Annotated in this window: 26 protein-coding genes, 1 other RNA gene and 1 pseudogene; 13 read left to right on the top strand and 15 right to left on the bottom strand. The window is 62.2% G+C overall.

Annotation, left to right across the window (positions count from 1 at the left end; genetic code table 11):
* Window positions 1–17: 17 nt before the first annotated feature.
* A complete protein-coding gene (locus BLT09_RS33670) occupies window positions 18–206 on the bottom strand; it encodes a hypothetical protein (RefSeq protein WP_139172593.1) in 189 nt (62 codons plus the stop codon).
* Here BLT09_RS33670 and rpmE point away from each other — a divergent pair.
* The gene (gene rpmE, locus BLT09_RS12770) at window positions 189–410 is read left to right on the top strand and encodes a 50S ribosomal protein L31 (protein ID WP_006327661.1); all 222 of its coding nucleotides are present in this window, start codon (window positions 189–191) and stop codon (window positions 408–410) included. The genes BLT09_RS33670 and rpmE overlap by 18 nt on opposite strands.
* Window positions 411–479: 69 nt before the next feature.
* Here rpmE and BLT09_RS12775 read toward each other — a convergent pair whose 3' ends face one another.
* Window positions 480–1,121 carry a TetR/AcrR family transcriptional regulator gene (locus BLT09_RS12775; RefSeq protein WP_091593561.1) on the bottom strand — a complete coding sequence of 214 codons (642 nt, stop codon included), beginning with the start codon at window positions 1,119–1,121 and terminating at the stop codon, window positions 480–482.
* 112 nt (window positions 1,122–1,233) lie between these two features.
* Here BLT09_RS12775 and BLT09_RS12780 point away from each other — a divergent pair, with 112 nt between their 5' ends.
* A complete protein-coding gene (locus BLT09_RS12780) occupies window positions 1,234–2,067 on the top strand; it encodes an NAD(P)H-binding protein (protein WP_091593458.1) in 834 nt (277 codons plus the stop codon).
* A gap of 1 nt (window position 2,068) precedes the next feature.
* Window positions 2,069–2,548, top strand: a complete 480-nt coding sequence (locus BLT09_RS12785; protein WP_091593459.1) for an anthrone oxygenase family protein — start codon at window positions 2,069–2,071, stop codon at window positions 2,546–2,548.
* A gap of 29 nt (window positions 2,549–2,577) precedes the next feature.
* Here the strand turns inward: BLT09_RS12785 and BLT09_RS12790 are convergent, their stop codons facing one another.
* The 3 genes from BLT09_RS12790 to BLT09_RS12800 all read right to left on the bottom strand — a co-directional run bounded on the left by BLT09_RS12790 (window position 2,578) and on the right by BLT09_RS12800 (window position 4,308).
* A complete protein-coding gene (locus tag BLT09_RS12790; RefSeq protein WP_091593461.1) occupies window positions 2,578–2,904 on the bottom strand; it encodes an Rdx family protein in 327 nt (108 codons plus the stop codon).
* A 105-nt stretch (window positions 2,905–3,009) separates the two neighbouring features.
* Window positions 3,010–3,759, bottom strand: a complete 750-nt coding sequence (locus BLT09_RS12795; protein WP_023800014.1) for a YebC/PmpR family DNA-binding transcriptional regulator — start codon at window positions 3,757–3,759, stop codon at window positions 3,010–3,012.
* Window positions 3,760–3,984: 225 nt separating this feature from the next.
* Window positions 3,985–4,308, bottom strand: coding sequence for an ArsR/SmtB family transcription factor (locus BLT09_RS12800; protein WP_023800015.1), 324 nt, complete (start codon window positions 4,306–4,308; stop codon window positions 3,985–3,987).
* Window positions 4,309–4,359: 51 nt separating this feature from the next.
* On the opposite strand from BLT09_RS12800, the gene BLT09_RS12805 reads away from it, so the two are divergent.
* The 3 genes from BLT09_RS12805 to BLT09_RS12815 are packed head-to-tail and all read left to right on the top strand — an operon-like array spanning window position 4,360 to window position 5,713.
* Window positions 4,360–4,842 carry an SRPBCC domain-containing protein gene (locus BLT09_RS12805; RefSeq protein ID WP_091593563.1) on the top strand — a complete coding sequence of 161 codons (483 nt, stop codon included), beginning with the start codon at window positions 4,360–4,362 and terminating at the stop codon, window positions 4,840–4,842.
* A 16-nt stretch (window positions 4,843–4,858) separates the two neighbouring features.
* On the top strand, window positions 4,859–5,221 hold the full coding sequence (locus tag BLT09_RS12810) for a VOC family protein (protein ID WP_091593463.1): 363 nt from the start codon (window positions 4,859–4,861) through the stop codon (window positions 5,219–5,221).
* A 27-nt stretch (window positions 5,222–5,248) separates the two neighbouring features.
* Window positions 5,249–5,713 carry an SRPBCC family protein gene (locus BLT09_RS12815; protein WP_091593465.1) on the top strand — a complete coding sequence of 155 codons (465 nt, stop codon included), beginning with the start codon at window positions 5,249–5,251 and terminating at the stop codon, window positions 5,711–5,713.
* A 126-nt stretch (window positions 5,714–5,839) separates the two neighbouring features.
* On the opposite strand, the gene BLT09_RS12820 is transcribed toward BLT09_RS12815, so the two are convergent.
* The 4 genes from BLT09_RS12820 to ssrS form a co-directional block, all read right to left on the bottom strand.
* Window positions 5,840–6,607 carry a TerC family protein gene (locus tag BLT09_RS12820; RefSeq protein ID WP_091593467.1) on the bottom strand — a complete coding sequence of 256 codons (768 nt, stop codon included), beginning with the start codon at window positions 6,605–6,607 and terminating at the stop codon, window positions 5,840–5,842.
* Between the two features lie 72 nt (window positions 6,608–6,679).
* Window positions 6,680–7,504 (bottom strand): TIGR00282 family metallophosphoesterase, encoded by an 825-nt coding sequence (locus tag BLT09_RS12825; protein ID WP_023800020.1) that lies wholly within the window; start codon window positions 7,502–7,504, stop codon window positions 6,680–6,682.
* Between the two features lie 81 nt (window positions 7,505–7,585).
* Window positions 7,586–8,173 carry a 5-formyltetrahydrofolate cyclo-ligase gene (locus BLT09_RS12830; protein WP_023800021.1) on the bottom strand — a complete coding sequence of 196 codons (588 nt, stop codon included), beginning with the start codon at window positions 8,171–8,173 and terminating at the stop codon, window positions 7,586–7,588.
* Between the two features lie 94 nt (window positions 8,174–8,267).
* Window positions 8,268–8,423: non-coding RNA, 6S RNA (ssrS, locus tag BLT09_RS12835), on the bottom strand.
* Between the two features lie 181 nt (window positions 8,424–8,604).
* Between ssrS and BLT09_RS12840 the strand changes: the two are divergent.
* The 6 genes and pseudogenes from BLT09_RS12840 (at window position 8,605) to msrB (ending at window position 13,047) form a co-directional block, all read left to right on the top strand.
* Window positions 8,605–9,445, top strand: a pseudogene (locus BLT09_RS12840) (AAA family ATPase).
* A gap of 168 nt (window positions 9,446–9,613) precedes the next feature.
* Window positions 9,614–10,060, top strand: coding sequence for a GNAT family N-acetyltransferase (locus BLT09_RS12845; RefSeq protein ID WP_091593469.1), 447 nt, complete (start codon window positions 9,614–9,616; stop codon window positions 10,058–10,060).
* 46 nt (window positions 10,061–10,106) lie between these two features.
* Window positions 10,107–10,511: a type II toxin-antitoxin system HicB family antitoxin gene (locus BLT09_RS12850; RefSeq protein WP_091593565.1), complete on the top strand. Its 405-nt coding sequence runs from the start codon at window positions 10,107–10,109 to the stop codon at window positions 10,509–10,511.
* 10 nt (window positions 10,512–10,521) lie between these two features.
* The gene (locus BLT09_RS12855) at window positions 10,522–11,712 is read left to right on the top strand and encodes a vWA domain-containing protein (RefSeq protein ID WP_091593471.1); all 1,191 of its coding nucleotides are present in this window, start codon (window positions 10,522–10,524) and stop codon (window positions 11,710–11,712) included.
* Entirely contained in the window at window positions 11,713–12,534 is an 822-nt protein-coding gene (locus BLT09_RS12860; protein ID WP_091593473.1) for an MBL fold metallo-hydrolase, read from the top strand.
* Between the two features lie 108 nt (window positions 12,535–12,642).
* Window positions 12,643–13,047 (top strand): peptide-methionine (R)-S-oxide reductase MsrB, encoded by a 405-nt coding sequence (gene msrB / locus BLT09_RS12865; protein WP_091593475.1) that lies wholly within the window; start codon window positions 12,643–12,645, stop codon window positions 13,045–13,047.
* A 70-nt stretch (window positions 13,048–13,117) separates the two neighbouring features.
* On the opposite strand, the gene BLT09_RS12870 is transcribed toward msrB, so the two are convergent.
* Complete coding sequence (locus BLT09_RS12870) at window positions 13,118–13,462, bottom strand: hypothetical protein (RefSeq protein ID WP_023800028.1); 345 nt, start codon at window positions 13,460–13,462, stop codon at window positions 13,118–13,120.
* 217 nt (window positions 13,463–13,679) lie between these two features.
* Between BLT09_RS12870 and BLT09_RS12875 the strand changes: the two genes are divergently transcribed.
* On the top strand, window positions 13,680–14,189 hold the full coding sequence (locus tag BLT09_RS12875; protein ID WP_091593477.1) for an arsenate reductase ArsC: 510 nt from the start codon (window positions 13,680–13,682) through the stop codon (window positions 14,187–14,189).
* A gap of 22 nt (window positions 14,190–14,211) precedes the next feature.
* Here the strand turns inward: BLT09_RS12875 and BLT09_RS12880 are convergent, their stop codons facing one another.
* The 5 genes from BLT09_RS12880 to BLT09_RS12900 all read right to left on the bottom strand — a co-directional run bounded on the left by BLT09_RS12880 (window position 14,212) and on the right by BLT09_RS12900 (window position 20,439).
* Window positions 14,212–14,667: a hypothetical protein gene (locus tag BLT09_RS12880; protein WP_091593479.1), complete on the bottom strand. Its 456-nt coding sequence runs from the start codon at window positions 14,665–14,667 to the stop codon at window positions 14,212–14,214.
* A 48-nt stretch (window positions 14,668–14,715) separates the two neighbouring features.
* A complete protein-coding gene (locus BLT09_RS12885; protein ID WP_023800031.1) occupies window positions 14,716–14,976 on the bottom strand; it encodes a DUF2312 domain-containing protein in 261 nt (86 codons plus the stop codon).
* Between the two features lie 159 nt (window positions 14,977–15,135).
* Complete coding sequence (gene pyc, locus BLT09_RS12890) at window positions 15,136–18,594, bottom strand: pyruvate carboxylase (RefSeq protein ID WP_091593482.1); 3,459 nt, start codon at window positions 18,592–18,594, stop codon at window positions 15,136–15,138.
* Window positions 18,595–18,833: 239 nt separating this feature from the next.
* Window positions 18,834–19,952 carry a branched-chain amino acid ABC transporter substrate-binding protein gene (locus BLT09_RS12895; RefSeq protein ID WP_023800033.1) on the bottom strand — a complete coding sequence of 373 codons (1,119 nt, stop codon included), beginning with the start codon at window positions 19,950–19,952 and terminating at the stop codon, window positions 18,834–18,836.
* Between the two features lie 139 nt (window positions 19,953–20,091).
* Window positions 20,092–20,439, bottom strand: coding sequence for a DUF6867 family protein (locus BLT09_RS12900; RefSeq protein WP_091593483.1), 348 nt, complete (start codon window positions 20,437–20,439; stop codon window positions 20,092–20,094).

A 20,439-nucleotide genomic window follows, 5' to 3' on the forward strand; every position in this document is an offset into this window, starting at 1 on the left:
CCTTCTGGGCATGCGCCTCAATATGCGCTTACCGCGGCCTTGTGATTCAATTCCGGCTGATGTATAGGCTCGCCGACCGTTTTTAAAAGCCGTGGCTCCTCAATAGCTGCGGCTTCGAGTTTTAAAAAGGGGCGCATCGACGCAGGCTTTACGCCCGTCAGCGGCGCCAGCGAACCAGGAATAGCACAATGAAGACCGATATCCATCCCGACTACCACACCATCAAGGTCGTCATGACCGACGGCACCGAATACATGACCCGTTCGACCTGGGGCAAGGAAGGCGATACGATGAACCTCGACATCGACCCGACCACCCATCCGGCCTGGACCGGCGGCCAGCAGACCCTGCTCGACCGCGGCGGCCGCCTGTCGAAGTTCAAGAAGCGTTTCGAAGGTTTTGGGCTCTAAGCCGTAAGCCTTTTTCGGATCAGAAGGAACCCGCCCTCGTGGCGGGTTTTTTCTTACCGGAATGCGGCTCTATTCGTCGACCAGTTCGCGCAGCGCCATGCGCTTGTAGGCGGCGACCAGGTCGTCGCCTTCCTTTCGACCGACCGAGATCGCCAGCCGCATGGTGGCCTCGCCCATCTGCCAGATGAGAAACGCCGTCGTTTCCAGCGCCGCCGGATCGGCGGTAGGCCGCAGCCGCTTCAGCACCGCGGTGAGGAATTCGGCGTTGGCCCGGCTGTCGGCGAGCTCGAGTTCGCGCAGCGCCTTGTCGGCCTGTGTGCCCGACCAGATGTCGCGCATCACCGGCTCGGCCAGGAACAGCCCGTAATAGATATCCACCAGCTCGGAAAATGCCCGCCGCAGCCCTTCGGCGTCGCTGACCTGTGCAAGCGCTGCCGCGATGCAGGCCTGGCTTTCGGCGGTGTGGCGCTCGGCCAGCGTCCAGATGATCGCCCGCTTGTCCGGGAAGAACTGGTAGAGCGAGCCGATCGACACGCCGGCCCGTTCCGCAACTTCGCCCATGCGCATGACATCGCTGCCTCGCTCGGCGATCAGCGCAGAGGCGGCGGCCAGCATCCGCTCGACCCGCTCGCGGCTGCGCTGCTGGCTGGGCGCCCGGCGCGGCGATGCGATCTGGCCATCCTGTGAACCCGCTACGCTCGAGCCTTCCATCACTGTCTCCTGGCGAATGATCAACAAACTGGCTTGACTCACAAAATACGAGGGTTTATCACGTTTTGCAAATGTGAGGATTACTCATATTTGTGAGCAAAGGAAAATCGCCATGATCGATACAGCAGCAAAACCGATTTTGATCCTCGGCGGCACCGGCAAAACCGGCCGTCGTCTCGCGGACAGGCTGACGGCGCAGGGCCTGCCGGTACGGATCGGCTCGCGCTCGGGCACCCCGCCCTTCGACTGGGAAGACGATACGACCTGGGAACCCGCGCTCGATGGTGTCGGTGCCGCCTACATCAGCTACTATCCCGATCTTGCGGTGCCCGGCGCGGCCGAAGCGGTCGGCGCCTTCGCCAACCTTGCCGTGGCAAGCGGTGTGCGCCGGCTGGTGCTGCTGTCGGGGCGCGGCGAGATCGAAGCGCAACGTGCCGAAGAGATGCTGAAAGCCTCAGGCGCCGACTGGACGATCCTGCGCTGCGCCTGGTTTTCCCAGAATTTCAGCGAGAGTTTTTTGCTCGATCCGCTGCTGGCCGGTGAGGTGGCTTTGCCGGTCGGCACTGTCGGAGAACCGTTCGTCGATGCCGACGACATTGCCGATGCCGCCGTGACGGTGCTTACCCGGCAAGGCCATGTCGGCCAGCTTTACGAGCTGACCGGGCCGCGTCTGCTGAGCTTCGCCGACGCGGTCGCCGAGATCGGCAAGGCGGCCGGCCGCGACATCCGCTTTGTCAGGATTTCGCATGCCGAGTTCACCACCGCAGTAGCCGGATACGAGTTGCCTGCCGAGTTCGCCTGGCTGCTCAACGAGCTGTTCACCGAAGTGCTCGACGGTCGCAACGAGGCGCTGACCGACGGCGTCGAGCGCGTGCTCGGCCGCGCCCCAAAGGACTTTTCCGCCTATGCAACCGAAACCGCTGGTACGGGCATATGGAGTGACTGACATGATCATGAAACTGCTTCCCAGCCTCACCTTCATCGCCGCGCTCGGCTCGGGCGTCGTCGCTGGTGTCTTCTTCGCCTTCTCCAGCTTCGTCATGCCGGGCCTCGCCCGCATGCCTGCCGTGGGCGGTATCGCCGCCATGAATTCGATCAACGTCACTGCGGTGACGCCGCTGTTCATGACCGCGCTTTTCGGCACCGGGCTGATCTGCCTCGTCCTCGTCGTCGGCGCTGTCATCGGCTGGGGCCAACCGGGCTCGTTGTGGCTTCTCGCCGGCGCCCTGACCTACCTCGTCGGCAACCTGATCGTGACGATGATTTTCAACGTGCCGCTCAACAACGCACTGGCCGCCGTCGATCCGGCAAGCGCCAACGGCGCCGCCGTTTGGGCCACCTATCTCAGGGACTGGGTGATGTGGAACCACGTCCGTACCATCACCGCCATCGTCGCGCTGGCCTGCTTCATCGTGGCGTGGCGGTGAACGAGGGCAGAAGTCTAAAAGACCTTGCGTCAGGCAGGGTCTTTTGACGGGGTATCTTTTGACTTGTCGCTCTTGCGGTCGGCATGGCCGAGATCGCGGTCCGGATCGATCACGTCGCGAACCAGTTGCTTGAGCCTTGCGGCATCGGGAAAGCCGCCGTCGCGCTTGCGGTCCCAGACCAGCGTGTCGTTGCAGGAAATGGTGAAGATGCCGCCGGTGCCGGGCACCAGCGTGACCTCGCCCAGATCCGTTGCGAAGGTCGACAGCAGCTCCTGCGCCATCCAGCCGGCCCGCAGCAGCCAGTGGCACTGCACGCAATAGGTGATGCGGACCTGGGGCAACGGCTTTTCGGTCATGTCAGATTGAGTTCCGCTCATATGTCAGATTAAGCTCCGCCCATATCTCGGACTGAGCTGTGCTCATGCCGGACTGAGTTCTGCTCATGTCCGGCCGAACTGTGATCATGCAGCGCTGAGTTTCGCCATGGTCTCGTCGTCGACCTCGAAATTGGCATAAACGCTCTGCACGTCGTCATCGTCCTCGAGCGTCGCGACCAGCTTCATCAGCGACTGTGCCCGCTCCTCGTCGACCGCAATGTTGGTCTGCGGCTTCCAGATCGGCTTCACCGACTCTGCCTCGCCGAGCGCGCCTTCAAGCGCCTTCGACACTTCGCCGAGATTCTCGAAGGCGCAATAGATCGTGTGTCCTTCCTCGTCCGACTGGACGTCGTCGGCCCCGGCCTCGATCGCCGCGTCCATGACCTTCTCGGCGCTGCCAACCGATGCCGGATAGAAGATCTCGCCGACACGGTCCCACATGAACGACACCGAGCCGGTTTCGCCCATTGCCCCGCCGGCCTTGGTGAAGGCGGCGCGCACATTCGACGCCGAGCGGTTGCGGTTGTCGGTCAGCGCCTCGACGATCAGCGCAACACCACCCGGCCCGTAGCCTTCGTAACGCACAGCTTCGTAAGTCTCGGCGTCGCCCATCGACGCCTTGTTGATGGCGCGCTGGATGTTGTCTTTCGGCATCGACACCGCCTTGGCGTTCTGCACGGCAAGACGCAGGCGCGGGTTCATCGACGGGTCCGGCGTCCCGCTCTTGGCGGCGACGGTTATTTCGCGCGCCAGCTTGGAAAACATTTTCGACCGCACCGCGTCCTGGCGGCCCTTGCGGTGCATGATGTTCTTGAACTGTGAATGGCCAGCCATGGCACCCCTGTCGTCTTCTTGGCAGAGCATCCTGCAGCGAGGTAGTCACCTCGCCTTTGCCAAAATGCTCGAAGTCAAAATTTCAGAACGTCCCTGCTGCGTCCGGATGGACGTACGGCGCTCTATCTCGGAATGGCCGGCTTATAGATAAATCGGCTCAATTCGTCCAGCCGCGCCGTAAGGATGGTGCGGCAAGGTAACCGCCAGCTGCTTTCCTGCGAACGCTCACTCCTCCAGATCGGATCTCAGCCGGTCGAGAATGCTGATCGCATGCGTGGCGTACTGGCTGATCCAGCGGTCGTGGATCTGCTTGATCGGCAGCGCATTGAGATGGTTCCAGCGTTCGCGCCCCTCGCGCCGCGCCACCACCAGGTCGGCTTCCTCCAGCACTTTCAGATGCAGCATGACGGTGCAGCGGTCCATGTCGGGAAAGGCATCGCACAGCATGCCCGTGGTCCGCGGCGCGTCCTTCAGCTCGTCGAGCAGCGCGCGCCGGCGCGGATGCGCCAGCGCCTTGAAAACATTGTCATCCTGCGCCTTGCTTGACATGTTATATTTTTATAACATAATACCGATCCGATCAAGGAAGGAGCTGTGGATATGTCTCTTGGATTCAGAGTTTCGGGCCGCATCGGCAAACCGGTTGCCGAAGTCTTCGATGCGGTCGTCAATCCGAACAAGCTCAGCGGCTATTTCACCACCATCGGCGGCGCCAGTGCCCCGCTGGTGGCCGGCGCCAGGGTCGTCTGGTGGGGCAAGGTCCCGGTCGAGGTCGACGAGGTGGAGAAAGACAACCGCATCGTGCTGCGCTGGGACGCCACCGACGCCGACGGCAAGCCGGCCTACAAGACGCGCATCGAGATGAATTTCGAGCCGCTGGACGATGGCGGCACCTTCGTCACCATCGCCGAGGCCGGCTGGCACGAGGACGCGGTCGGCCTGAAGAAGTCCTACCTCAATTGCGAGGGCTGGTCGCAGATGCTGGCCTGCATGAAGGCCTATGTCGAATACGGCATCAATTTGCGCGACGGCTACTATCGCAGCGAGATGAAGGGCAAGCCCGCCAATGAAGACAATATCTGAGAAGACGGAGGAAAGAATGGCTGCGAAAATCACCGGCGGCATCAACATCGCCATGAAAGTGCCGCCCCACCAACACCAGGCGACGATCGCCTTCTACCGCGATGTCGTCGGCCTAAAACCGTTCACGGCCAAGGCGCCGGCCATCGGATTCGAGCTCGGCCCCAATCGCCTGTGGATCGACGAGGCGCCGATGCTGAGCCAGGCCGAGGTCTGGCTGGAACTGTTCACCGACGATTTTTCGGCCGCCGCCGATCATCTCGCCAAGGCCGGTGTTGTGCGCTGCGACGCCATCGAGGCGCTCGGCGAAGGTTTTCGTGGCGGCTGGATCACCAATCCGGCCAACATCATTCACCTGGTGCGCGAACCCGACGCCTGGTGACGGAGACCGGTTCGGAAGGAGGACGAAATGGACATCCGTGAGACACCGACCGCCGAAGCCGGCATGCTGATCCGGCGGCCGGTCGCAGAAGTGTTCGAAGCCATCGTCGATCCGGCGATCACGACGAAATTCTGGTTCACCCACGGCAGCGGCAGGTTGGACAGCGGCAAGGAAGTTCGCTGGGAGTGGCGGATGTATGGTGTTTCGACGCCGGTCACGGTCAGCGAGTTCGTCACGAACGAAAAGATCGTCATGCAATGGAGCGATCCGCCGACCACGGTGGTCTGGACTTTTACCGAGATGCAGGGCGGCACCTTTGTCGAGGTTCGCAATTTCGGTTTTGCCGGCAGCACCGATGAACAGGTCAAGCAGGCGATCGGCTCGACCGATGGCTTCGCGCTGGTACTCGCCGGCGCCAAGGCCTGGTTGGAGAAAGGCTTGACGCTTGGCTTGATCGGCGACCGTCATCCGAAGGGCACGCCGACCGCTTAAGGCGCTGGGTGCAAAAAGCCGTTTTGCAGCGATCCTTCTGTCCCTCCGACGTGTCAAAGGTTCTGCATGGCCGCGACAATTGAGGCAGAGCTCAGGCCTTCGCGCCGTCGTTTCGCCCCGCCAACCTCAGTGCCCCGCGCCGGCCTTTGCCTTCCTCCGACGTCGCGCCAGCATGTTGAGGCCCTCGACAAGAGCGGAAAAGCCCATGGCGGCGTAGATGTAGCCCTTCGGCACATGGAAGCCCATGCCGTCGGCGATCAGCGTCATGCCGATCATCAGCAGGAAGCTCAGCGCCAGCATGACGATGCTGGGATTCTTGGCGATGAAGTTGGCGAGCGGCCCGGCCGCCAGCATCATCACGCTGACTGCCACGATCACGGCGATATACATGATGGCGATCTCGTCGGTCATGCCGACTGCGGTGATGATCGAATCGATCGAAAAGACGAGGTCGAGCAGCAGGATCTGGAAGACGGCGCCGCCCAGCGAAAGCTGCAGCGTCTCACCCATCATCGTGTCCTGATGGTCCTCGAGATCGACCGTGTGGTGGATTTCCTTGGTCGCTTTCCAGACGAGGAACAGGCCGCCGGCGATCAGGATCAGATCGCGCCAGGAAAACCCGTGGCCGAACGCGGTGAATACCGGCGCCGTCAACTGGACGATGATCGAGATGGTGGCAAGCAGCACCAGCCGCATGATCAGCGCCGCCGAAATACCGATTCGCCGGGCGCGGGCCCTCTGCGCCTCCGGCAATTTGTTGGTCAGGATCGAGATGAAGATCAGATTGTCGATGCCGAGCACCACCTCCAGCACGATCAGCGTCAGCAACGCGACCCATGCAGTCGGATCGGAGACAAAGGCGAAATGTGGCGCCAGGAATTCGATGAGCTGCATGGAGGTCGTCCCCTCTTACGATCTGAAGCAGGCGTGGCCGGCAATTAGGTACTGCAATCGCTTACATCAATGTCATGACCAGAACGAGGGCGCGGTTTCTTCGAGCCGCGGCCCGCGGCGAAACGGCGCAATCCGCTCGGTCAGGCCGCTGCGATCCGAAATGTCGACGCCGACGCCGCACAATGTCGCCGGGCCGCTCGCCGCCTCGAAGCGCCCTTTCGGCACCTTCGACAGAAACCGGTTGAGCGGCTCCTCCTTGTCCATGCCGAGCGAAGAATCATAGTCGCCGCACATGCCGGCGTCTGAGATATAGCCGGTGCCGCCGTTGAGGATATGGTGGTCGCCGGTCGGCTGATGCGTGTGGGTGCCGACAACCAGGCTGGCGCGGCCGTCGACGAAGTGCGCAAAGCACATTTTTTCAGAGGTCGCCTCGGCATGGAAATCGATGACCACCGCATCGGCCTGCTCGCCGAGCGGGCAGGCGGCAAGCTCGCGCTCGCCGGCTTGAAATGGATCGTCGAGTTCGGGATGCATGAACACCCGGCCCATGATGTTGGCGACCAGAACGCGCGCGCCGTTCCTGGCGATGTAGACGCCCGAGCCCCGCCCTGGCGTGCCCTTGGGGAAATTGGACGGACGCAGGAACCGTTCCTCGCGCGGGGCAAAAGCCAGCGCATCGCGCTGGTCCCAGACATGGTTTCCGGTGGTGACGACATCGGCGCCCGCCGAGATCGTCTCGCGAAAGATCTCTTCGGTGATGCCGAAGCCGCCGGCGGCGTTCTCGCCATTGACGATGACGAAGTCGAGTTTGAAATCCGAGATCAGGCCGGGCAGTTGTTCCCACACCGCCGTGCGTCCCGTCTTGCCGACCATATCGCCGAGGAAGAGAAGTCTCATCTAAACATGATCCCGAACCGAAGGTCAGCGAAGCAAAAAGCTGCATGACTTCCGGAAAAGACCATGCGTCCAGGAACTTATCTACAATTTCGGCGCGAACCGGCGCAACCCGCTCTCGGTGAGTATTTCCGGAATGGTCACGTCATGCGGCTCGTCCGGCACCAGCGCCACCTGCTGGCAGTCGAAAGCAATGCCGATCAGCCGCGGCGGCTGCCCCTTGTCGACCAGCCGCGCGATGGCACGGTCGTAATAGCCGGCGCCATAGCCAATGCGGTGGCCGCGCGCGTCGAAAGCCGCGAGCGGCACCAGCATCACCTGGGGATCGAGCACCTCGGCCTCCTCATGCGGCCCGACGGTGCCGAACCCCATGTCGATCATCGGCGCGCCGCGCACCAGTTCGCGAAAGACGATGGTGGTCTTGTCGAGAATCGCCGGCAGGCAAAGCCGTGCACCTTTTTCGCGCAAGGCGAACATCAACGGCCGGACGTCGACTTCCGAGCGCATCGGCCAGAAGCCGGAGACGATCTGGCCCGGCTCCATCGCAATGCTGTCCCGCGCCGTCTCGGCCATTTCGAGCGCTGCCTCCACCCGCCAGAACGGATCGAGCGCGTCGCGGCGCCCGAGTGCTTCGCGTCGCAACTGTCTTTTCAGGTCTTTCGAGGATGTCATGCGCCGACGATAGAAAAGGTCAGGTTTGGATGGAGTTTTAGGAGCGACGTTTTCCACCGCATGATCCACCGAAGCGTGGATCCTTTGCGTCAAGTGACGATCCACACAACCGGTGGAGAGAGCGATCCCGGGAACCTACAAAGTAGGTGGGCGCCGTATGAGAAAACCCACGGGTCTTCCCAGGGACAGCTCCCTAGGGATCATTAAGGCCCCGGGGAAAATGTTCTCCTGCCGGGAAGCGCAGACCGTCACGCCCAATATAGGCCGATGGCAGGCCAAGCGCCAGAGAGACGGCCATGTTCGGCGGCTTTATTCGTCGCAAGGTCCTGCCTGGGAGCTGCGCGGCACATGGGTTCACCGCACCCTCGCCGCTGCGCCTTGCATGGGCTGGGCTGTCTCCTTACGGTTGCCATGAAAACCGAGGAGCAAAAATGCGTTTCGAAGGCACGGCGGCCTATGTCGCCGACAAGGATCTGATGGTGGCGGTCAATGCGGCGATCGCGCTGGAGCGGCCATTGCTGGTCAAAGGGCGAGCCCGGCACCGGCAAGACCGAACTGGCCAGGCAAGTGGCGGCCGCGCTCGGCGTCGAGCTGATCGAATGGCATGTCAAGTCGACGACAAGGGCGCAGCAGGGCCTCTACGAGTATGACGCCGTGTCGCGGCTGCGCGACAGCCAACTCGGCGACGAGCGCTTCAACGACATCAGCAATTATATCAAGCGTGGCAAGCTGTGGGATGCCTTCGCGACGGCCAAGAAGGTCGTGCTTCTGATCGATGAGATCGACAAGGCTGACATCGAGTTCCCCAACGATTTGCTGCAGGAACTCGATCGAATGGAGTTCTTCGTCTACGAGACCGGCGAGACGATCCGCGCCGCTGTGCGCCCGATCGTCATCATCACCTCCAACAACGAGAAGGAACTGCCGGACGCCTTCCTGCGCCGCTGCTTCTTCCACTATATCCGCTTTCCCGACTTCGAGACGCTGCATCGGATCGTCGACGTGCACTATCCCGGCATCAAGCAGAACCTGGTGCGCGCCGCACTCACCCAATTCTACGAGATCCGCGACGTGCCGGGCCTGAAGAAGAAGCCGTCGACCTCCGAGGCACTGGACTGGATCCGCCTGCTCGTGACCGACGATATCGCGCCCGAGAATTTGCGCGCCGACCCGAAAAACGCACTGCCCAAGCTGCACGGCGCGCTGTTGAAGAACGAACAGGACGTGCATCTGTTTGAGCGGCTGGCCTTCATGGCGAGAAGGCAGGGGTGAGGAGCGGTCGGCCGACGAAAAGCCGACGATTTGGCTTTTCGAGCGACGAACGCCCGAAGCCATAGCGGAGGGCCGGGCATGCGGCGGACAGCGCTTTCCCGTTGCTGGACCGTTGCCGCCGTCCGGGCACCGGGGCAGCCTGGGCCCGAAGCTTCAGAAGGAAATGAAATGACCGAGATCACCGTCCGCCCACTGGCACAATCCGACCACGCCGACTGGCAGCGTCTGTGGACTGCCTACCTCACCTTCTACAAAACCGAGCTGCCGGAAGACGTCTGCGCCGTCACCTGGAAGCGGCTGTTCACGGCGGGTGAGTTTGAACCAAAAGGGTTCATCGCCACGCTCGGCGGTAAGGCGGTCGGCCTGACGCACTATCTCTACCATCGCTCCTGCTGGTCCGAAAAAAACAACTGCTATCTGCAGGACCTGTTCGCCGACCCGGACGTGCGCGGCAAAGGCGTCGGCGCCGCCCTGATCGAAGCAGTCAAGCAGGAAGCCGGCAAGATCGGCGTCAAGAACGTCTACTGGATGACGCACGAGACCAACACCACCGCGCGCAAGCTCTACGACCACGTGGCGCGCAGGACCGGCTTCATCGAATATGATCTGATGTGATGAACGGTCGATCGCCCGGCTTGCCGGATGGATTTAAGGAGGAATGATGACGCGCTATGTCGGAATTCTTGACGGCGCAGATGATGTCTGGGGAGTGCGGGTCCCCGATCTTCCCGGATGTCACGGCGGTGGCGCAAGTCCCGAGGAGGCGATAGCCGACGCGACCTCCGCCGTTCGCGAATGGGCTGAGGCACGAAGGGCGAAGCACTTGCCCTTGCCCGACGCGCGCACGGTGGCAGATCTGCTCCGACTGGGCGAAATCGATAGCGCCGCCGGAGAATCTGCCGTGATGATCCCCGTGCTGATCGATTCCGGACGGCCTGTCCGAGCCAATCTGTCGCTCGACGCAGGTCTCTTGGCGGCAATCGATGCCGAAGCGAGCCGACCCGGCCTCACGCGTTCCGCCTTCATCGCCAGCGCCGCTCGCGAGAAGATCGAAGGGCACAGATAGAAGTCGGACGATGTTCATCCCCTTCTTCCTCGAACTGAAGGCTGCGCGGGTTCCCGTCTCGCTCCGGGAATATCTGTCGCTGCTGGAAGGGCTGGAGGCGGGGCTGGTCGACTATGACGTCGAGGGTTTTTACTATCTCGCCCGCTCGGCACTGGTGAAGGACGAGCGCCACATCGACCGTTTTGACCAGGTCTTTTCGCACATCTTCAGGGGTGTCGAAGCGCTGGCTGGCGAAAACCCGGTCGACGTCGAGAACATTCCGGAGGAATGGCTGCGGCGGCTTGCCGAAAAGCACCTGACCGATGCGGAGAAAAAGCTGGTCGAGGCGCTGGGCGGTTTCGAAAAGCTGATGGAAACGCTCAAAAAGCGGCTGGAGGAACAGAAGGGCCGCCACCAGGGCGGGTCGAAATGGATCGGCACCGGCGGCACCTCACCCTTCGGCGCCTATGGCTACAATCCCGAAGGCGTTCGCATCGGCCAGCATGAGAGCCGCAACCGCCGTGCGGTGAAAGTCTGGGACAGGCGTGAGTTCAGGAATTTCGACGATGCCGTCGAGCTCGGCACCCGCAACATCAAGATCGCGCTGAAGCGCTTGCGTCGCTGGGTGCGCGAAGGCGCCGAGGAAGAGTTCGACCTGCCCGGCACCATCCACGCCACGGCCGAGCACGGCTATCTCGACGTGCAGACACGGCCCGAGCGGCGCAACGCCGTGAAGCTGCTGATGTTCTTCGATGTCGGCGGCTCGATGGACGATCACATCAGAAGCGTCGAGGAGCTGTTTTCGGCCGCCCGCGCCGAATTCCGCCAGCTCGAATATTTTTACTTCCACAACTGCCTCTACGAAGGTGTGTGGAAGAACAATCGCCGCCGCCATGCGGAGGTGATTCCGACCTTCGATCTCCTCCACAAATACGGTCCGGCCTACAAGGTGATCGTCGTCGGCGATGCCTCGATGAGCCCCTATGAGATTGCGCATCCCGGCGGCTCGGTCGAGCACTGGAATCCGGAGGCCGGCGTCGTCTGGCTCGGCCGTCTGCTGCAGCAATGGCCGAACGCGGTATGGCTCAACCCCGAAAGCGAAAAGCACTGGGGTTTTACCCATTCGATCGCCATGATCCGCGACATCTTCGGCGGCCGCATGTTTCCGCTGACGCTCGCCGGACTCGAGGCCGCGACGAAGCAACTTTCAAGGAAGCACTGAATGGATTCACGCAAAACAGGACGGCCGACCTGTTTCCTCTGCCTGCAATGTGGCGTCCAGTTCGCGGCGGCAGCGACGCCGCCGCAACATTGCCCGATCTGCGAGGACGAGCGGCAATATGTGCGCTGGGAGGGCCAGGCCTGGAGCACGCCGCAAGAGCTCGCCGCCGGGCATCGGGTCGTGATGAAAGACGACGCCGGCGTGCTCGCCTTCGGCATCGAGCCGCGCTTCGCCATCGGTCAGCGGGCGCTGCTGGCACAGACGCCGCATGGCAATGTGCTGTGGGACTGCATCTCTATGGTCAGCGACAAGGCGGTGGCCGAAATCAACCGACGAGGCGGCCTGGCCGCGATCGCCATTTCGCACTGCCATTATTATTCGGCGATGGTCGAGTGGAGCGAAGCCTTTGGCGGCGTGCCAATCTATCTGCATGCCGATGACCGCAAGTGGATCATGCGGCCGCATTCGGCTGTTGTCAGTTGGCAGGGTGAGACGCGCGCCCTGAACCCGTCGCTGACACTTATCCGTTGCGGCGGTCACTTTGCCGGTGGCCAGGTGCTGCACTGGAAGCGCGACGGCGGTGACGCCATCCTGGCCGGCGACATCCTGCAGGTGACGCCAACCCGCCGCCATGTCAGCTTCATGTACAGCTACCCGAACTACATCCCGCTCAATGCGGCGAAGGTACTCCGCATCGCGTCGGCACTGGAGCCTTTCGCGTTCGACCATATCTATGGCGCATGGTGGAACCAGAACGTCATCGGCGATGCAAAGACGGGATTTGCAAGGTCTGTTGCGCGGTATCTCGCAGCGATCGCCTAAGGAATTCTTCGCGGCAGGACTGGAAATATCGGCAAACGCCGTAACAAAAGCCTATTTTAGGCGAACTTGGGAAGCAGCCCAATAGCGGCATGAGCTAAGAGGCATAAAATGGATAGTCACACCTACCCTGTCACCCGCACTGATGCCGAATGGCGCGCCCGGCTGACGCCGGAGCAATATGCGGTGATGCGCAACCACGGCACCGAGCGGCCGGGCAGCTGCGCCCTGCTCCACGAGAAGCGCGCCGGCACATTTTTCTGCGCCGGCTGCGACCAGCCCTTGTTCGAATCCAAGCTGAAGTTCGAGAGTGGCACCGGCTGGCCAAGCTTCAACGATCCGGTGCCCGGTTCGGTCGAGACGACCGTCGACCGCAGCTACGGCATGGTCCGCACCGAATGCCACTGCGCCCGCTGCGGCAGCCATCTCGGCCACGTCTTCGAGGACGGCCCGCCGCCGACCGGCCTACGCTATTGCATCAACGGGGTCGCGCTGAAATTCGAGCCGGCCGCCTGACTGCAATTCAAGTTTGTGCAACGCTGTCAAAGGACGGCTTCTGCCGGCCTTTGACGGCAGCACTGTCCCGTCAGATCACCACCACCAGTAACAGCCACAGCACGGCCCCCAGCGTCATCAGCGAAGCCTTGACGCCGCCGGTTTTCTCGGCGGTCCGCCACACCGCAAAAGTCAGGAAGAAATTGTACGGCACCGGCGCGAAATGCACCGCCAGAACGAGAGCGAGCGGCAGCTTCAGCCCGAGCAGGATCAGCGCCAGCACCGACACGGCGATGTTGATCGCCGTGCCGACAAGGACAAGATCGCGCCAGAACAGCCGGTCTAGCGGGGCCGTGCCTTGCCAGCGCGAGCGGAAGAAACCCGCCGCACGGCCTGCCTTGCCGTCTTCGCCTTCGAAAGTCTCCGGCGCACTCATCGATACGGCTTTCTCTCATTCGACAGCCGCAGAGATTTCCAAAGCAGCAAGCCTGTCAACGCAAATCGATCATCGGCACGCAAGCGTATGATTTGACAAATTGTCATCAAACGGTCGTGAAACCTTTCTACGTCGCCCTTGTCGGCGTCTCGGCAAAGACACCTTGCCGGACTCTGCCGCCCCCATCATCCAGTCGCCTGCCAGGGGAGGTCTTGAGATGAGCGATAATGTCTACAACGTGCTGTTTCTTTGCAACGCCAATTCGGCGCGATCGATCATGGCGGAAGCCATCCTCAGCCGGATCGGTGGCGGCAGGTTCAAGGCCTTTTCCGCCGGTTCGCAGCCGAGGGGCGAGGTCAATCCCTACGCATTGCATCTGCTCGAAAGCCTTAGCTACGACACGAGCTTCGCCCGTTCGAAAGGCTGGGACGAGTTTGCCGAGCCCGACGCGCCGGAAATGAATTTCATCTTCACGCTTTGCGACAGCACCGCGAATGAATCCTGTCCGATCTGGCCGGGTCATCCGATGACCGCGCTCTGGTCGATACCGGACCCAGCCAAGGCAGACGGCACCGAAGCCGAACTGCATCTTGCCTTTGCCGATGCCTATCGCATGCTCAACAACCGCATCTCGCTGTTCACCAATCTGCGGGTGGATGCGCTCGACCATTTGGCGCTGCAACAGCATCTCGATCGGATTGGCCGCGACACGGCGAAACCGAACTAACTCAAGCCACTGCGACGCGAATTCACGGTCCGGCTTCGCCACCCTCGCCCAGCACCTCGGCAACGGCGCGCTCGAAACGCGATGCTTCCGTCACCAGCCAGTCGGCCATGGCCGGCCAATTGTCCTCGGCAAAACAGTTCACGCGCCACAGCGAATTGATGCCGAGGCCCTCGCAGCTCTGTTCCGGCCTGAGTTTCAACCTGTCTTCGATCGCCGGCTGGAACGGCTTCAACCGCGACCAGGCTTGCGTGGCACCGAACTTCTCGTTGCGGCCGAAGAAGACGCCGACATGGTTCTGCGCCGGCGCGACATACATGGAAAGGACCAATGCGAAGTCGGGCAGCCCGCGCTGCCAGAACCAGGGTCCGCGCCGTGCCATCAGAGGCCTTTCTTCCGGATGCCGTTCCGCGAACAGCGTCCAGAAGCCGCGTTGGCGGAACTCAGAGGCGCGGCGGCCGCCAAAGTCGAATTCGCTCATGGTTCGACCCGTTGCGGGCGCAACCGGCGCCCAGGGCTGTTACCAGCCTTACACCATGCCGAGTGCGGCTTTGTAGAGGTCGAGGATGGTTTCCTCCTCTTGCCGCTCAGCCTGGTCCTTCTTGCGCAGCCGGATGATCGACCGCATCGCCTTGGTGTCGAAGCCGGTGCCCTTGGCCTCGGCGAACACTTCCTTGATGTCGTCGGCGATCGTCTTCTTCTCTTCCTCGAGCCGCTCGATGCGCTCGATGAAGGCTCGCAGCTGGCCGGCGGCAACAGTCTGGCTGGTCTCGGTGATGTCGTCGGCCATTTTTTCTCCGCGTCGTTTTCCATGCCGCGACTCACGAACCGTCGCGGCGAATTTGCAGCGGTTCGATGCCCGACCGGAGCCGACCGGTCAAGCTGTTATCGATGCGGCATGAAGGGCTGCCGCCAGACGCAGACAACTCTGCCTGGCAACATTTCTGTCTCATCCGAATGCGATCAGCAGATCCTTGGCGTCGATCTGGTCGCCGGTCTTGACCAGCACTTCGGCGACAACCCCATCACGCTCGGCATGCAATGCCGTCTCCATCTTCATCGCCTCGATCGACAAAAGCACGTCGCCGGCCTTGACCGCTTGGCCGGCGGCAACGGCGAGCGCCGAGACGACGCCCGGCATCGGTGCGCCAACATGCGCCTCGTTGCCGGGCTCGGCCTTGCGCCGCGCCTTGGCGGCGGAAGCGCCGTGCGCCCGATCCGGCACTTTGACCCGGCGCGGCTGGCCGTTGAGCTCGAAGAACACGGTGACCATGCCCTTCTCGTCGACATCGCCGATGGCCAGGCAGCGCACCACCAGCGTCTTGCCCTTCTCGATGTCGACAAAGATCTCGTCCTCCGGCTTCATGCCGTAGAAATAGGTCGGCGTCGGCAGCACGCTGACCGGCCCATAGGTTTCCTGCGCTGCGGTAAAGTCGGAGAAGACCTTCGGGTACATCAGCCACGAGGCGAATTCGAATTCGCTGAGCTTGCGCTCGAGCTTGTCTTCGATCTCCTTGCGGCTGGCCTTGAGATTGGCTGCTTTCAGCAGCGAACCGGGCCGCACGGTGATCGGTTTGTCGCCTTTCAGCACCTTCTTCTGCAGTGCCTCCGGCCAGCCGCCGGGCGACTGGCCGAGGTCGCCGCGCAGCATCGACACGACCGAGTCAGGGAAGGCGATATCCCTGGCCGGATTTTCGACATCGGCAACCCTCAGGTCCTGGCTCACCATCATCAGCGCCATGTCGCCGACGACCTTGGACGACGGCGTCACCTTGACGATGTCACCGAACATCAGATTGACGTCGTGATAGGTCTGCGCCACTTCGTGCCAGCGCGTCTCCAGCCCGAGCGAGCGCGCCTGCTCCTTGAGGTTGGTGAACTGCCCACCCGGCATTTCGTGCAGGTAGACTTCCGAGGCCGGCCCCTTCAGGTCGCTTTCGAAGGCAGCATACTGGTTGCGCACCGCCTCCCAGTAGAACGAGATGTTCCTGATCCATTGCGGGTCGAGGCCCGGATCCCGCTCGGTGCCCTTCAGCGCCTCGACGATCGAGCCCAGGCAAGGCTGCGAGGTGTTGCCGGACAGGGCATCCATCGCCGCGTCGATGGCGTCGACACCGCTGTCCACCGCCGCCAGCACCGTCGCCGCCGACAGGCCTGACGTGTCGTGCGTGTGAAAGTGGATCGGCAGGTCGGTCGCCTCGCGCAGCGCCTTGAACAGTGCGCGGGCGGCATTCGGCTTCAAGAGCCCGGCCATGTCCTTGACCGCGACGATATGGGCGCCGGCCGTCTGCAACTCCCTGGCCAGCGCGACGTAGTATTTGAGGTCGTACTTGGCTCGGGCCGGGTCGAGTATGTCGCCGGTGTAGCAGATCGCTGCTTCGATCAGCTTGCCTTCGGCGCCGACCGCGTCCATGGCGACGCGCATGTTGTCGACCCAGTTCAAACAGTCGAAGACGCGGAACAGGTCGACGCCGCCGCTTGCTGCCTGTTTGACGAAATGCTGGACGACATTGTCGGGATAATTGGTGTAGCCGACGCCGTTGGCGCCGCGCAAAAGCATCTGCAGCAACAGATTGGGCGCTGCCTCGCGCACCAGCGACAGCCGCTCCCACGGGTCCTCGGTGAGAAAGCGCATGGCGACGTCGAAGGTCGCCCCGCCCCAGCATTCGAGCGACAAAAGCTGCGGCAGCGCGCGTGCATAGGTGCCGGCAATGCCGGCGATGTCATAGGTGCGCACGCGCGTCGCGAGCAGGGATTGGTGTCCGTCGCGCATCGTCGTGTCGGTGACCAGCACTTCTTTGCATGCGCGCATCCAGGCCGCGAATTTCTCCGGCCCAAGCGCGTCGAGCTTCTGCTTGCTGCCATCGGGCACGTTGCCGTTGAGGTAGGGCACCATGGGTGCCGCCGCATCGGCCTTAGGCTGCGGCCGGCCACGGGTTTCGGGATGGCCGTTGACGCTGACATCGGCCAGGTAGTTGAGCAGCTTGGTCGCGCGATCCTGCCGCTTCACGCTCGCGAACAGTTCCGGTGTCGTATCGATGAACTTGGTCGTATAGGAATTTTCGGCGAAACTTGGGTGATTGATGATCGCCTCGAGGAAGGTGAGGTTGGTCGCCACCCCGCGAATACGGAACTCGCGCAGCGCCCGGTTCATGCGGGCGATGGTCTCGGCCGGCGTCGGCGCCCAGGCCGTCACCTTCTCCAGCAGCGGATCGTAAAAGCGGGTGATGACCGCGCCGGAATAGGCGGTGCCGCCATCGAGGCGGATGCCGAAACCGGTGGCGCCGCGATAGGCGGTGATGCGGCCATAGTCGGGGATGAAATTATGCTCGGGATCTTCCGTGGTGATGCGGCACTGCAGCGCGTGGCCGTTGAGCCTGATATCCTTCTGCGCCGGCACGCCCGATTCCGCCGTGCCGATGGCAAAGCCATCGAGGATATGAATCTGCGCCTTGACAATGTCGATGCCGGTCACCTGCTCGGTGACGGTGTGCTCGACCTGGATGCGCGGATTGACTTCGATGAAGTAGAATGTGCCGGTGTCGGCATCCTGCAGGAACTCGACCGTGCCGGCGCCGACATAGCTCGTCTCGCGCGCGATCTTCAGCGCGTAGCCGCAAAGCTCTTCGCGCTGCGACATTTCGAGATACGGCGCCGGCGCGCGCTCGACCACCTTCTGGTTGCGGCGCTGGATCGAGCAATCGCGCTCGAACAGGTGCACGGCATTGCCGTGTGTGTCGCCCAGCACCTGGACCTCGACATGGCGGGCGCGCTCGATCAGCTTTTCGAGATAGACCTCGTCCTTGCCGAAGGCGGCTTTCGCTTCGCGCTTGCCCTCCGTCACCTCGCGGGCGAGATCGACTTCCGAGCGGATGGCGCGCATGCCGCGGCCGCCGCCGCCCCACGACGCCTTCAGCATCACCGGATAGCCGATCGTCCTGGCGAGCGCCTTCACCGTCTCGATGTCGTCCGGCAAGGGATCGGTGGCGGGAATTACCGGCACGCCGACCTCGATCGCCAGGTTGCGTGCGGCGACCTTGTTGCCGAGCCTGCGCATCGTATCCGGCTTGGGTCCAATGAAAATAATGCCGGCCTTGACACAGGCTTCGGCGAATTCAGGGCTTTCCGACAACAGCCCATAGCCCGGATGGATGGCATCGGCGCCGGAAAGCCTGGCGACGCGGATCACTTCCTCGATCGACAGATAGCTTTCGATCGGCCCCATATCCCTGGTCAGATGCGGCCCGCGCCCGACCTGATAGCTTTCATCCGCCTTGAAGCGGTGCAGCGAGTACTTGTCCTCCTCGGCCCAGATCGCCACGGTTTTGAGGCCGAGTTCGTTGGCCGCGCGGAAGACGCGGATGGCGATTTCGGACCGGTTGGCGACAAGGATCTTCGTGATTGCCAAGGACAAGGCTCCGGACGCTGACGGAAGGGGAACTGCGCCATGATTAACGCGAAAATGCTGCAGCGCAAACAAAATCGGGCGGCGACGATTAAACCGATTTAAATCCACTCATTGGGTAGAGCGCCGCGCGTTCCCTCGAATGCGCAAAGGGTGCTCCGACGAAAGGTAAAACGGCACACACGAAAAATGCCCGGCGCGAGGCGCCGGGCATTCCGGAATTGTCGTCGTCGTCGACAGGCTTACATCTTCTGGACGTAGGTGTATTTGCCGTCGTCGCCCTTCTTCCATTCGTACATGACGTAGCCAGGCAGCGTCGGATCGCCCTTCTCGTCGTAGGAAAGATCGCCCAGCACGGTCTTGAACGGGCCGTTGGCCTTGAGAGCCTTGGCAACTTCCATCGGATCGTTCGACTTGGCGGCTGTGGCGGCTCCCACGATCGCCTGCATGGCGGCGTAGGAATAAAGCGTGTAGGCCTCCGGCTCGAAGCCCTGCGCGCGGAACTTCTCGACCAGTTCCTTGTTCGCCGGGATCAGACGCGGATCCGGGCCGAACGTGTTCAGCGTGCCCGCAACCGCGTCACCGGCGATTGAGGCCAGTTCGTTCGACACGATGCCGTCGCCGGAAACCAGCGTGGCCTCGAGGCCCTGGTCAGCCACCTGGCGGATGATCAGTCCGGCTTCGGTGTGCAGACCACCCCAATAGATGATGGAAACGCCGGCTTGTTTCATCTTGGCGATCAACGCCGAGAAGTCCTTGTCGCCGATATTTACGCCTTCATACATGACTTCCGTCACGCCGGCAGCGTTCATCGCCTTCTTGGTCTCGTCGGCAAGGCCCTGACCATAGGTTGTCTTGTCGTGGACGACCGCGATCTTGGCATCCTTGAAGTTCTCCGCGAGATAGGCGCCGGCGATGCTGCCCTGCTGGTCGTCGCGTCCGCAGGTACGGAACGTGTTCCACAGGCCGCGCTCGGTGAACTGCGGGTTGGTCGCGGCCGGCGTGATCTCGAGGATGCCGTTCTCCGCGTAGACTTCCGATGCCGGGATCGAAACGCCCGAGTTGAAGTGGCCGACCACGAACTTGACGCCGTCGCCGACGAACTTGTTGGCGACCGAAATGCCCTGCTTCGGATCGGAGACGTCGTCGCCGACCGTGAGCTTGACCTGCTCGCCGTTGATGCCGCCGGCCGCATTGATGTCGGCGACAGCCTGTTCGGCGCCCTTCTGCAGCTGCGCGCCGAAGGCGGCATTCGGGCCGGTGATCGGACCGGCAACGCCGATCAGGACGTCAGCCCACGCGCTTCCGCTGAACGCGACGAGCGCGGTCAGGGCGACGGCGGACAAAAGTGATTTTCTCATGTAAAACGCTCCCATTTACAGAGTGGGCGTGGATGATGCTTTCATGCGATGCCCACCTTTACTCGCAGAAAGCGTACTTTGCCGATTTTCAGGCACTTGTCACGCCGATTCATCCCCGAAACGGCGTTAATAATGAACGTCAACCTTTTGGTTTCCAACTCAAAAGCGATGCTCTTTCGTAGAGCCAGCTATACTGTGTCACCATCTGGTTGGTGCGCGTGTATTGATAGCCGATGAAGCCCAATATCATCAGGACGATGGTGTCGACGATGTAGTAGTGCAGCGAGAACATCGTGCCGCCGAACAGCGCGTGATGGATGAACCTCACGGCGATGCCGAGGCCGAGCATATAGGCGAACAAGTGGACGAAGCTGCGCCATGTCTGGGCGCAGGCCTTGCCCGTCATCCACGCCGCCCAGCCGCCAAGCAGACAGGTGACGAAGAAGAACTGCCAGATCGAGGGTTCCTCATAGAGAATGCCCTGCAT

This window comes from Mesorhizobium muleiense, assembly GCF_900099905.1.
Taxonomy (GTDB): Bacteria; Pseudomonadota; Alphaproteobacteria; order Rhizobiales; family Rhizobiaceae; genus Mesorhizobium; species Mesorhizobium muleiense.